Raw genomic sequence first — 13,088 nt, 5'->3', positions numbered from 1 at the left:
ACAAGCCAAACCACGTGCTCAGCAGGTAATTTTCTCCTTCTGATCGATGCCTTACCTGTTTGATGCAGGCTTGTTTCAATCCAATTTAAATCAATAAGTTCACAAAAATGGTTGAGTGATGGGAGAGAATGTTCAAGAGTGGATTCTAAATGTTCAGATAAAGACATAAAAAAATGAGCGTATTTACATACACTCATTTTTACTACATTTTTCTAAAATTTGCTTAACTGACTGGCATTACTCAATTGAGGGCTTTTTTTTAGGACTAAACACTTACTTTTTCTGAAACAGATACATCTGGTATTGCGCATTCAGCGGGAACTGATCTTGCTGCTCCAGCGCCTGACGGCGTTCCGGTTTGGCCTTATAGGCATATGGCGTCATCGCAATCAGATGTTTTAAATCGCTCTGATTTAAGCACATTGCTGCATCAACCACATCTTCACTGACCAAGTCAAACGCATCTTTTAGCTGTTCCACAAACTTCTGCGGCTCATGCGCTTTAACTTCTTCAAACAAGGCTTCGCGCATCGCAAACAGATGCTGCGGTCCCGGGGTTACCACCATCAGATAAGCTTCCGGTTTCAACACCCGCAGAATTTCCTCTTTCGGAATTGGGCTAAAGAGACTGGTACACAGATCAATTGATTTATCCAAAACCGGCAAAGTCGCACCGGTTCCCACCACCCAGGTCACGCCTTTATTCAGCTTGGCCGCCACCTGTACTGCATTTTTGGCAATGTCGACGCCCACACATTGCAGCACTTCAGCCTGCATGGCGTTGGTGTAATAGCCTTCCCCACAGCCAATATCGAGCAGGTTTTCAATACGCAGGCTGCGAATTTTCTCTACCACCGCCTGCTGCAGCGGCGCATAGTGTCCTGCACTTAAAAATGCCCGGCGCGCCTGTACAGACTCCGGGGTATCGCCCGGATTTTTACTGTGCTTATGTTGCACCACATGCAAATTGACATAGCCCTGTTTGGCCACATCATAACTGTGCTTGTTGTCACAGCGCCATGTTCGGTCGGTCAGGCTTAAGGGCTGACGACAGACAGGACACATCAGCAGGTTCATGTTTTTCTCCCAAGCTTGCTGCCATAAAAAAAGCCGGCAAGCGCCGACTTTTCAGTTCAATTTGCTTAGCGCAATTTTAAGGTCATTAAGCCTAAAACCACCAGCATAATTGTAATAATCCAGAAACGAATCACCACCTGGGTTTCACGCCAGCCTTTCTTTTCATAGTGATGATGCAGCGGCGCCATTAAGAACACGCGTTTATTACGCATCCGCAGTGAGCCGATTTGCAGGAAGACCGATATCGCCTCAACCACAAACACGCCACCCATAATCGCAAAGACGATTTCCTGACGCACCATCACCGCAATTGTGCCGAGCATCGCGCCTAACGATAAAGCGCCGACATCACCCATAAAGACTTGCGCCGGATGCGCGTTGTACCAGAGGAAGGCCAGACCGGCACCAATCATGGCGGCACAGATCACCACCAGTTCAGAGGCGTATTTGACATAAGGAATATGCAGATAATCGGCAAAGCGCACATCACCGGCCAGATAGGCAAATACACCTAAACCGGCCGCAACCAGTACAATTGGCATGATCGCCAGACCATCCAGACCATCAGTCAGGTTCACCGCATTGGAAGCACCATTAATCACCAGATAGGTGAAAATAATAAAGCCAATACCCAGTGGAATCATGGATAACGGAATGCTGAAATCTTTAAAGAACGGAATTAAGACATCCAGCATATCGGCGGTTTGCGCCGGGTTCGGCTGCTGTGTGGCAATATAGTACAGCGCAATACCTGCGCCCAAAGAGGCCACCGAAGTCCAGAAGAACTTCTTGCGTGCCGGTAGTCCGGCATTGTCTTTATAGCGGATTTTAATCCAGTCATCGGCCCAGCCAACCGCACCGAAGATCACCATAACCGCCAGCACAATCCAGACATAGGGGTTGGAAAGATCGGCCCAGAGCAGGGTCGAAATCCCAATCGACAGTAAAATCAGCACACCGCCCATGGTCGGGGTACCCATTTTTTTCGCATGCCCTTCTGGCGCAAACGAGCTGACTGCCTGACCGTATTTTAATGCCTGTAACTTACGAATCATCACAGGTCCAAGCAAAAGACCAATCCCGAGCGCTGTCAGGACACTCAGCAATGAACGTAATGTTAAATAACGAACCACCTGAAACGAGCTGTGATAGCCCGCAAGCTGTTCAAACAACCATAACAGCATTTAAAGTTTCTCCATCAATGCAGTCATCAACGTTTCCATATGGGTATAACGAGAACCTTTGAACAGGAAACTCATGGACTGAGGTTGATGTGTTTCGACTAGACTAATTAAAAATGGCAAGGCCTGTTCCTGATTCAAAAAGGCCTGGAGTTTTTTGCCGTATTGGGTACTGCGTGCCCCTTCCTGGCTGGCCGGAGCAAACTCGCCCACCGCCACCACAAAGTTCAGGCCTTTGAGCGACACCAAATCTCGGCCGAGCTTATAATGCTCAATTGCCGCCGATGCACCCAGCTCGCCAATATCACCGATGACCATGACCCGAATCCCCTCCTGCTGCGCCAGCACTTCACCGGCCGCCCGCATTGAGGTCGGGTTGGCATTATAGGTATCATCAATCAACAGATGCGCACCGTGCTGAATAAAATTCAGACGACCCTTGGCACCTTGGGCCTGTTCCAGTCCGACAACAATATCATCCAGACCAATGCCAATCGCCAGCGCAAACGCCGCTGCGGCTGTAGCATTCTGGATATTATGTTCACCAGCAAACGGTAAATCGACTGCACGCACGCCTTGCGGGGTATGCAACTGGAAACGGGCCGCTTGTGGCTGGAGCTCGATATCGGTGGCAAACACATCCCCGCCGTTACCAAAGCTGAGGCACTGTTCAGTGCGAACCGCCTGACGGATTGTGTCAACAAAGTCATCTGCGGCCGGTACAATCGAACATCCATCTGCCACAATATGCGCATAAATTTCAGATTTGGCCCGGCAAATACCCTCACGACCACCAAACTCGCCCAGATGTGCGGTGCCGATATTAATGATCCCGGCTACCTGTGGCTGTACCAGCTGTGAGGTATAATCAATTTCACCCTGATGGCTGGCCCCAAGCTCCATCACCGCATATTGATGTTCCGGACGCAGCTCCAGCAACATCATCGGTACGCCTAAATCATTATTCAGGTTACCGCGGGTAATTAAGGTCGGCGCCAGACGCGATAAAATACTGCCCAGCATTTCCTTGGTGGTGGTCTTACCGCTGCTACCGGTCAAGGCAATTACTTTCAGATCGGGATATTGAGCACGACGATAAGCACCCAAATGACCCAGTGCCAAGCGGGTATCCGGCACCACCAACTGAAAAATATCGGCATCGACCGGCTGGCTGACAAGCGCCACCTGACAGCCGCTGGCTGCCACTTGCGCCACAAAATCGTGGGCATCAAAACGCTCACCTTTCAGTGCTAAAAAGGCATCGCCGGCTTCAGCATGACGGGAGTCAGTTAAAATCCGCTTAATTTCAGTGCTTGGTGCGCGATCATTCAGCCAATAACCCTGGGTGGCTTGTTGTAACTGTGCTGCACTCCACGGCGTTAGGACCGCAGTACTGGTGGTTGAAGTATGCATAAGAATTCCTGATTAGGCGGGATAAGCAGAGCTGGTAGCATGATGCTGGGCATCAATTGCAGCCTGTACTTCAACGACATCATCAAACCAGTGTCGCACCCCATCAATTTCCTGATAATTTTCGTGACCTTTACCGGCAATCACCACGATATCGCCCGGCTGGGCCTGCTTCACCGCAAACTTGATCGCTTCACGACGATCACGGATTTCATGATAGCTGTGGCCGCTAAAATCAATGCCCTGCTGCATGTCAGCAAAAATCTGGTCAGGCGATTCAGTCCGTGGATTATCCGAAGTGAGCAAGGCGATATCGGCCTGTTCTAGTGCAGCTTGGGTCATTAACGGCCGTTTGCCGCGATCACGATCGCCGCCACAGCCAAAGACAGCCCAGAGCTGCTGCGATACATGCCGTTTCAGGGTAATTAACACCTGTTTCAAGGCATCTGGTGTATGCGCATAATCGACCACAAACAGACGTTCGTCATCACGAATTACCTGCATCCGTCCCGGTGCACCTTGCAGCTGTGGCGCGCTGGCAATTAAATCCGACAAGTCAAATCCGGCCTGCTCAACGGCAATCAGACTGGCCACTAGATTTTCCACATTAAAATGGCCCAGTAACGGACTGTGTACACGATAACGCTGCTGGGCGCTGATCAGTTCAAACTGCGCACCAGCCAGACTGTATTCGATATTCTGCACCTGATAATCCGCCGCCTGCGTGGTGGAATAAGTCAGGATTTTTGGTTGTGCCGGATTCTGACGCGCGGCGGTCAGCATAACTTCAGCAAAGGCATCATCCAGGTTAATGACCGCCACTTTTAAGCTGGCAAAACGGAACAGCGCGGCTTTGGCTTCAGCATAGGCCTCCAGCGTACCATGATAATCCAGATGGTCACGGCTTAAGTTGCTGTACACGGCAATTTCAATGCTACAGCCATTTAAACGACCCTGTTCCAGTCCGTGTGAACTGGCTTCAATTGCCGCAAATTCAGCGCCTTGCTGGGCATAGCTGTGCAGGGCCTGCTGGAGCTGTAAGGCATCTAGCGTGGTATGCGAAGAGGCTTCCAGATTCGGCAAAATGCCATTGCCGGTGGTGCCCATCACCGCACACGGTTTGCGCTGTAACATCAGCAGTTCTGCCATCAGACGGGCGATGGTGGTTTTGCCATTGGTACCGGTAACCGCCAGAATACGTGCAGCCTGCAGCGGCTGCGTGGCATGCAGATACTGTTTTTGCCACTGCCCCATTAAGTGACGTACCTCCGGTACGATCAGCTGATTCGGCAGACCCAAATCGGTTTCTGCAATAATGGCCAACGCGCCACGTACCAACGCTGCTTCGGCAAACTGGACGGTTTTTTCAGGCTGCGAAAAACTGGTCAGGGCAATAAAAATTTGCCCTGCTGTAACTTTGCGGCTGTCTAAGCTGAAGCCTGCAAAGGGTTGTGACCTCCATCCAGCAACATGCTCAACGGTGTAAAGATCTTGAAATGTAATGGACATTCATCACCTATTTACTGGATTTGTGCTGTATCTAAAGGTTTATCTAAAGGTACATTCATTAAACGTAAGGATTCCTGCATCACCCGTGCAAACACTGGCGCAGCGACCAGACCGCCATAGTATTGACCGGTCGGGTTTTCTACCACCACAAACATGGCCAGACGCGGGTCACTGACCGGTGCAATTCCGGCAAACAGGGCGCGGTATTCATTTTGCGAATAGCCTTTGCGGTCGGCACGCAATTTATGTGCGGTACCGGTTTTACCGGCAACACGATAACCCGGAATATTGGCCTGACGCGCCGTACCGCCCGGTAAAGTCACCGCTTCCATCATCAGCAGAACCTGCTCGGCAATTTTCGGGTCAAGAATCTGCTCGCCCTGCACTTCGCCTTCCAACTTATACAGACTCAGCGGCAGTTTTTTGCCCTGATTGGCAATCATGGCATAGGCATCGACCAGTTGCAGCACGGTCGCATTCAGACCATAACCATAGGACATGGTTGCCACTTCAGAGACATTCCACTTGCTTGGCGGTAAAATCAGGCCGGCACTTTCACCCGGGAATTTCACAGCCGAACGCTGGCCAAAGCCCAAGCGTTTATAGAAGGTGGGCAAGGTTGAATAGGGCAAAGACAGGGCAATTTTCGCCACGCCGACGTTAGACGATTTCTGGATAATGCCAGCCAGGGTCAAATTGCCATAATTGCGGGTATCACGGATGGTATGGTTACCAACACGCATCGAACCACCCCCTAAATTGACCACAGTATTGGCCGAATATTTACCACTTTCCAGCGCCATGGCCACGGTAAATGGCTTCATGGTCGAGCCCGGCTCAAAGGAATCGACTGCCCCGCGGTTACGCATGGCATCTTTGTTCTCCAGGCCCTTTTTGTCATTCGGGTTATACGATGGCCAGCTGGTCATGGCTAGAATTTCACCGGTTTTCACATCGACTGCAATGGCTGTGGCAGAACGGGCATTATTGGCCACGCCGGCAGCGGTCAGTTCACGATACATGATGTATTGCAGGCGCGAGTCGATACTTAAAGTGATATTTTCACCGTGCTCGACTTCTTTAATCACTTCCGGATCTTTAACTCGGTTACCACGTTTATCACGGATAATTTGCTGTTCGCCATCGACCCCAGCCAGACGGCTGTTCAGCTGCATTTCCAGACCTTCAATCCCGGTGCCTTCACTATTGGTCAGGCCAATAATCTGGGCATTCGGCTGTGGCTGCGGATAATAACGCTTATAGTTTTTCTCGGTATAGACACCCTGGAAGTTGCGCTTCAGGATCAGCTCCGCCTGCTGTGGCGGTACTTCTTTTTGCAGCACCAGATAACGCGAACGCGGACGCTCATGCATTTTCTGATGCAATTCCTGACGGTCCATGCCCACCGCATCGGCCAGTTCATCCAGATTCAGGTTTTTATTGGGCAGTTGACGCTTGAGTTTGCGGTTATTCGGGTCTTTGGCCAGCTCGGCCATGGTGTCGTCATACAGCTCTTTGGCCTCAAAATAATCACGCGGATCAATCACCACTTTCATGATGGGGGTACTAATCGCCAAAGGCACGCCATGCCGGTCGTAAATCACGCCGCGCATGGCTTTGAGTTTTTCAGTTCTTAGAATATTGGCATTGGCCTTATTCTGCAGAAAATCATGATTGATAATCTGCACATAAAAGGCCCGGCAGACCAGCGCCACAAAGACCAGCAGCACCGTTCCCCACATCAGGTAGAAGCGCCACATATCGACATTTAAACTGCTTTTTTGGGTAACAGACTGCTGTTTTTTACCTGTTTGCTTCTTACGCGAATTTACCATGTACAGCCAGCCCTATTGTTTCTGTTCTGAAGTCGTCGGCAATGAAATCACCACAGTTTGTGCGGTGGGTGGTGAATACATGCGTAACTGGGTTACGGCACGTGTCCCGATCTGGGCGGTGGCACCAAAGGTCTGCTGTTCAATCAGCAGACGGCCCCACTCGGCATTGAGATCATCGCGCTCACGCATAAAAGAACTGAGCTGACGATAATCATGTCGATATTCAAACACCTGAAAGACCACCATGAGCGCACTGATAAACACCAGGGCCAACAAAATCAAATAGACGACCATTTTTTTCAGTCGTGACTGTTCTGTATTGTTTTCAACTGCTTTGGTTTTCATTCTTCGCCTGTTCAAGCTAACTTTTCAGCCACACGCAGCCACGCACTGCGTGAACGCGGATTGGCTTTGACTTCCTCTTCACTCGCACGGATACGAGCAATCTTTTTTAAACGGCGGGTATCTTGTTGTACTTGCGGCAGCCCCCAACCGGTATCTTCTGCCAAGCTTGATTCTTTTTGAATAAACTGTTTAATCAAACGGTCCTCTAAAGAGTGGAAGCTAATGACCGCCAGACGGCCTTCAGGCTTCAGCACTTCCACGGCCTGAGGCAAGAAAATATCAATATCTTCTAATTCTTTATTAATAGCAATACGAATGGCCTGAAATGTTCGCGTTGCCGGATGTTTATGCTTTTCCCATTTTGGATGGGCAGTTTTTACAATTTCGGCCAGCTGGCCGGTGGTTTCAATCAAACCGGCGTTTTTAATGGCTTTAGCTATACGGCGGCTATAACGTTCTTCGCCATATTTAAAAATAATATTGGCCAGTGCTTCTTCTTCAATCTGCAGCAGCCACTCTGCCGCGGTTTCACCTTGCGAGTTGTCCATACGCATATCCAGCGGGCCATCCTGCATAAAGCTAAAACCACGTTCAGCCTGATCCAGCTGCGGAGACGAAACGCCCAGGTCGGCCATCACGCCATCGACCTGTTCAATACCACGTGCGGCCAGTTCCTGCTTTAAATCGGCAAAGCTGGCATGAATAATTTTAAACCGCGGATCTTGCTGTTCCAGTTCTGCTGCAACCGCTAAGGCTTGTGGGTCTTTATCAAAGGCATACACACGCGCATGTTCATCTAATTTGGACAGCAATAAACGGGTATGCCCGCCGCGGCCAAAGGTGCCATCGACATAAATTCCTGTATTGCGTTCTGCCAGCAAGGCATCAACAGTTTCGTGGAGTAATACAGAAATATGCGACATAAGGATTCAATCAATACAGCCAAAATTTAACTGCACATTATTACCTTGTTTTGACAAAGCTCCAAACGACTTTTTGTACAGAAATATTACTTTTCATAGAGAAAACCGTTTTGTGATTTTGCCAAATATTCAAAAAGCCTCACAAGGAGGCTGTTTGAATTTATTTTTAACCAGTATGCAGACAATTAACGTTTGCTGCTATAAATCTGGTCGAAGATGGCGCCGTTCGCAAAGTGGGTTTGCTGCGCTTTGGCCCAGCCACCAAATACTTCATCAATGGTGAAGGTTTTCAGTTTCGGGAACTGATGCGCATACTTGGCCAGTACCTTTTCATTGCGTGGACGATAGAAATGTTTGGCTGCCATTTCCTGACCCAGCGGTGAATATAAATAGTTGATATAACCGGTTGCCAGCCACTTGTTGCCATTGCGCTCTACGGTACGGTCAACAATTGCCACTGAAGGCTCAGTTAGAATCGACATCGATGGATAAACAATATCAAACTTGTCTTTACCCAGCGTTTTCAGGGTCACCAGCGCTTCGTTTTCCCAGGTCAGCAGTACATCGCCAATGCCGCGCTCTGCGAAAGTGGTCATTGAGGCACGTGCTGCAGAGTCCATGACTTTAACGTTGTGATACATCTTGCTGACAAAATCTTTGGCTTTGGCTTCATTGCCGCCTGGCTGTTTCAGCGCATAACCCCATGCAGACAGGTATACCCAACGTGGCAGACCACCGGTTTTCGGGTTTGGGGTAATAATCTGTACGCCCGGTTTGGTTAAATCGGTCCAGTCTTTGATGTTCTTTGGATTGCCCTTACGCACCATAAATACGATGGTTGAGGTATAGGGTGCCGAGTTATGCGGGAACTCTTTTTGCCAACCCGGCTGGATCTGACCCGATCTAACGATTTCTTCAATATCGTTGGCCAGTGCTAGAGTCACCACATCGCCTTTCAGGCCATCGACCACTGAACGCGCCTGTTTGCCTGAACCGCCATGAGACTGCTTGAAATTCACGCTTAAACCGGTGCGCTTTTTCCAGTAATCACCAAACGAGGCATTAAATTCATCATAGAATTCGCGTGTCGCATCATAAGACACGTTTAGAAATTGACGATCTGCTGCCTGGGCAGAATTGACTGTTGCCGCAAGGCCGGTTGCCAGCAAAGCCGCTGAAAATAAAGCTTTAATTTGAGATTTCATGACAGCACAAATAGGTTATCTACATTAATGCTAACTATATGAAATAAAATCATAAATCGCAATTCAGAAAAATTTTTTCTTTCGTTTTAAGATGGGCAATTTTTTCTTTTAATCATTTGTTTTTCTTTTAAAAAGCAGCATAACCGATGCACCAAAATCAGGTTATAGCTTTTTATGGAATAGATATTCAAAAATATGAATAAACCCAGCTTTCAAACGCTTAATGAGATGTACTGATTGAAAGCAAGATTAAGATGGGGTAGCTCGCGCTTACCCTATTCACTAAAACACCCAGTTACATATCAATAAAATGCGAAACTTGCATAATTATATATAAAAAAATATGATATAAGATAAGTTTTGTTGCTGATCTTCACTTTCTCTTCACAGTTATTTGCTAAAACATGCACTCAACAGCGAAATGTGAATAGAAGTAACCAGCAGCCTGACATTTTTTATATTTTTGTAAAAAGTGTGATGCAGTTCTTACTTTTTACATTTTATCTGTGGTTATATAGTAGCCACAACGTAAAAAAAATTAAATCCAAAACCAGTTTGGGGGAGTATCAGGATGAAACAGTCAGTCTATGTACTGTGTTTAAGTTTAGGATTGGGCCTGATGGCGCAAACCAGCCATACGGCAGTGGTTAAAAATACCCATACTGCGGTGAAAATGACGCCAGCAAAACCCTCCCTCATTGAAAAAGCCCTGTTGCAGCAAAAAGAACAGTTAGGCACCACCAAAACAGACAAGCTGCAAGCCGATAATGACCTGAAAATGATGACGTCGATTAAAGCGGCGCCGACCCAGAATTTCTTTGCTTCACAAAACCAGCGTTTTAGCCGTTTTGTACAATCCTTTTTCAGCTCAAACCAGTCTTAATTGACCGGATTGAACTGAACCTGCGCGTGGCTGACTCCCCCCTCAAGCCGCGTGCTGTTGCAGCCTGATCATCGAATGCAGAATAAAGCATTAAGTGATCAGGCTTTTTCGTTATAATAGATTCCAATTTACATTCTGACTCATTACTGATTATGACTGTTCGTACCCGTATTGCTCCTTCTCCTACCGGTTTTCCGCATGTAGGCACTGCATATATTGCCTTGTTTAACCTGTGCTTTGCCAAACAGCATGGCGGCGAATTTATTTTGCGTATTGAAGATACCGACCAGCTGCGCTCGACCCCTGAATCTGAAAAAATGATTCTCGATTCTTTGCGCTGGTTAGGCCTGAACTGGTCAGAAGGTCCAGACGTGGGTGGCCCACATGCGCCATACCGTCAATCGGAGCGTATGGACATCTATAAACAGTATGCGCTGGAACTGGTTGAAAAAGGTCATGCCTTCTACTGCTTCGCAACTGCAGAAGAACTGGACCAGATGCGTGCTGAGCAGCAAGCACGTGGCGAATCTCCACGTTATGACGGTCGCGGTTTACAGCTTTCTGCCGAAGAAGTTCAGCGTCGTCTGGCGGCAGGCGAACCGCACGTAATCCGCATGAAAATTCCAACCGAAGGCATCTGCAAATTTAACGACATGCTACGCGGTGAAGTGGAAATTCCTTGGGCGCAAGTCGACATGCAGATTCTGCTAAAAACCGATGGCCTGCCAACCTATCATTTAGCCAACGTGGTCGATGACCATTTAATGCAAATCACCCATGTCATTCGTGGTGAAGAATGGATTCCATCGGCACCAAAACATCAGTTGCTGTATCAATACTTTGGCTGGGATATGCCAGTACTGTGCCACATGCCGCTGCTGCGTAACCCGGACAAATCCAAACTGTCAAAACGCAAGAACCCGACTTCAATCAACTACTATAAAGACATCGGTGTACTGCCAGAAGCCTTGCTGAACTATCTGGGCCGCATGGGCTGGTCAATGCCAGACGAGCGTGAAAAATTCACCCTGGCGGAAATGATTGAACACTTTGACATCAACCGTGTGTCTTTGGGCGGTCCAATCTTTGATGTGGAAAAACTGAACTGGCTCAACGGTCAGTGGATTAAAGCCCTTTCTCCGGCTGAACTGCTGGATACCTTGTTAGCCTGGAAAGCTGATCGTGCCAAACTGGAAGAAATTGCTGCCGCGATTCAGCCACGTATCAACTTATTATCTGAAGCCGTGAACTGGTCTGCGCACTACTTCAACCATTTCCCGACACTTTCAAAAGAACAGTTTGAAAATAAAAAACTGTCTGAAGAACAGGTTCGTCAAAGCTTGCAGTTTGCCATCTGGCGTCTGGAAAGTCTGTTCACCTGGAACAATGACACTGTGAGCCAGACCTTAATGGACTTAGCGGCACAAATGGAAATTAAACTGCGCGACTTTATGCCGGCATTCTTTATTGCCATTGCCGGTTCAACTGCATCTACGCCAGTGATGCAGACCATGGTTACCATTGGCCCGGATTTAACTTTTGCCCGTCTGCGTCATGCGCTGGAAATTGTGGGCGGACCAAGCAAAAAAGAGCTAAAAGCTTGGGAAAAACTCAATGAAAGCTTAAAATTGCCGAAAAATGATGCAGTTGATGCAAGTTAATGCAGTTTTTTGTTGACGTGTGAGCATTATCTTCATAATATAGCGCTCACACAGACTGGGGCCATAGCTCAGTTGGTAGAGCGCTACAATGGCATTGTAGAGGTCAGCGGTTCGATCCCGCTTGGCTCCACCATGGTTTCATAATTGTGTTGCCTCAATAAGTCCCTATCGTCTAGAGGCCTAGGACATCGCCCTTTCACGGCGGTAACCGGGGTTCGAATCCCCGTAGGGACGCCATATTTAAGCTCACTTTTAAAGTGATCTGATAAAAAACCCAAGCATTATGACTTGGGTTTTTTATTGCCTGTTGTTTTATTTTGCTGTGCTTTTTTGCTTTCTGATGTATTCCGATTAAAATAAACCACAGATTAGAATTTTGGAGTTGTAATGCAATACCGTTGCCCGAAGTGTCAAAGCCCGAAAATCATGCCTGTTGCGCAAGCAGGCCAAGCAGCTCCACGTCCGGTGGTGCCAAAAAGCCTGGTATTTCTGATTCCAGCTATTTTTATTTTATTGCTGCTGGTGCTGATTAGTATTGCCATGTGGATTTTTGGGGATGGTGCGGGCACCACCCTGCAAACAGCAACCGTAATTGTCTTTGTGATCTGTTTAATTGCCGGCTTCATGTTCTATCGTGATTTGCCAGATTTTAAAATTTCAATGCAGGCTTTTATGCAAAACCAGAAGAAATGGAAATGCCGCGAATGCAACCATGAGTGGGAAATCTGATTTTTCTCATTGATTCAAACAAAGCTGCATCTGGCGTTGATCAGGATAGCTCCCAACGCCAGCCCATGATTATAAAAAGGTAAAAAATCATCTCCTTCAATGAAGTGCTAAAAGTATTGCACACTTCCTGCGATCGCTACACGCCTTCCTTCTATATCTATATAGCGCGACCAGGATAATACCCATCTCTTTATAGCTCTCTAATGAACTACTCGGAGCTAAAGCAACCGAGTTTCCGTAGTGCAACCTAAGTTGCACACATCTCTTTTGACGCTTCATTGGTACTGCGAAAAAGGGCTTTAACACCCTTAGTCGTCTTACGAATACCTC

General features: G+C 47.9%; 11 protein-coding genes, 2 tRNA genes and 1 pseudogene. 5 read left to right on the top strand and 9 right to left on the bottom strand.

Annotated elements, in window-relative coordinates:
* The 9 genes and pseudogenes from FTT63_RS13825 to FTT63_RS13785 all read right to left on the bottom strand — a co-directional run.
* Positions 1-167: transposase domain-containing protein (locus FTT63_RS13825; RefSeq protein ID WP_171294842.1), on the bottom strand; the 167-nt coding region annotated here is incomplete at its 3' end.
* 106 nt (positions 168-273) lie between these two features.
* Complete coding sequence (locus tag FTT63_RS13820; protein ID WP_160232275.1) at positions 274-1,077, bottom strand: putative RNA methyltransferase; 804 nt, start codon at positions 1,075-1,077, stop codon at positions 274-276.
* Between the two features lie 65 nt (positions 1,078-1,142).
* Positions 1,143-2,261 carry a phospho-N-acetylmuramoyl-pentapeptide-transferase gene (gene mraY, locus FTT63_RS13815; protein WP_005180530.1) on the bottom strand — a complete coding sequence of 373 codons (1,119 nt, stop codon included), beginning with the start codon at positions 2,259-2,261 and terminating at the stop codon, positions 1,143-1,145.
* Positions 2,262-3,671, bottom strand: coding sequence for a UDP-N-acetylmuramoyl-tripeptide--D-alanyl-D-alanine ligase (gene murF, locus FTT63_RS13810; protein WP_160232274.1), 1,410 nt, complete (start codon positions 3,669-3,671; stop codon positions 2,262-2,264). It abuts the gene before it with no gap.
* Between the two features lie 12 nt (positions 3,672-3,683).
* Complete coding sequence (locus tag FTT63_RS13805; protein ID WP_160232273.1) at positions 3,684-5,177, bottom strand: UDP-N-acetylmuramoyl-L-alanyl-D-glutamate--2,6-diaminopimelate ligase; 1,494 nt, start codon at positions 5,175-5,177, stop codon at positions 3,684-3,686.
* 3 nt (positions 5,178-5,180) lie between these two features.
* Positions 5,181-7,012: pseudogene (gene ftsI / locus FTT63_RS13800) on the bottom strand (penicillin-binding protein PBP3).
* Between the two features lie 12 nt (positions 7,013-7,024).
* Complete coding sequence (gene ftsL, locus FTT63_RS13795) at positions 7,025-7,357, bottom strand: cell division protein FtsL (protein WP_005180539.1); 333 nt, start codon at positions 7,355-7,357, stop codon at positions 7,025-7,027.
* Between the two features lie 11 nt (positions 7,358-7,368).
* Positions 7,369-8,280 carry a 16S rRNA (cytosine(1402)-N(4))-methyltransferase RsmH gene (gene rsmH, locus FTT63_RS13790; RefSeq protein WP_005180541.1) on the bottom strand — a complete coding sequence of 304 codons (912 nt, stop codon included), beginning with the start codon at positions 8,278-8,280 and terminating at the stop codon, positions 7,369-7,371.
* Between the two features lie 185 nt (positions 8,281-8,465).
* Positions 8,466-9,485 (bottom strand): sulfate ABC transporter substrate-binding protein, encoded by a 1,020-nt coding sequence (locus tag FTT63_RS13785; RefSeq protein WP_163141075.1) that lies wholly within the window; start codon positions 9,483-9,485, stop codon positions 8,466-8,468.
* A gap of 571 nt (positions 9,486-10,056) precedes the next feature.
* On the opposite strand from FTT63_RS13785, the gene FTT63_RS13780 reads away from it, so the two are divergent.
* From FTT63_RS13780 to FTT63_RS13760, 5 genes are all read left to right on the top strand, one after another.
* Positions 10,057-10,368 carry a hypothetical protein gene (locus FTT63_RS13780; RefSeq protein ID WP_005180544.1) on the top strand — a complete coding sequence of 104 codons (312 nt, stop codon included), beginning with the start codon at positions 10,057-10,059 and terminating at the stop codon, positions 10,366-10,368.
* Positions 10,369-10,520: 152 nt separating this feature from the next.
* Positions 10,521-12,029, top strand: a complete 1,509-nt coding sequence (gltX, locus tag FTT63_RS13775) for a glutamate--tRNA ligase (RefSeq protein ID WP_104495032.1) — start codon at positions 10,521-10,523, stop codon at positions 12,027-12,029.
* 57 nt (positions 12,030-12,086) lie between these two features.
* A tRNA-Ala gene (locus FTT63_RS13770) sits at positions 12,087-12,162 on the top strand.
* 28 nt (positions 12,163-12,190) lie between these two features.
* Positions 12,191-12,266 (top strand) — tRNA-Glu (locus FTT63_RS13765).
* Positions 12,267-12,416: 150 nt separating this feature from the next.
* Positions 12,417-12,758: a hypothetical protein gene (locus FTT63_RS13760; protein ID WP_005180548.1), complete on the top strand. Its 342-nt coding sequence runs from the start codon at positions 12,417-12,419 to the stop codon at positions 12,756-12,758.
* Positions 12,759-13,088 lie beyond the last annotated feature (330 nt).

Source organism: Acinetobacter sp. C15, from assembly GCF_013420645.1.
In the GTDB taxonomy this organism is placed as follows: Bacteria; Pseudomonadota; Gammaproteobacteria; order Pseudomonadales; family Moraxellaceae; genus Acinetobacter; species Acinetobacter indicus.
The sequence above is the reverse complement of the archived record's forward strand: the minus strand, read 5'-3'. Positions and strand labels throughout refer to the sequence as shown.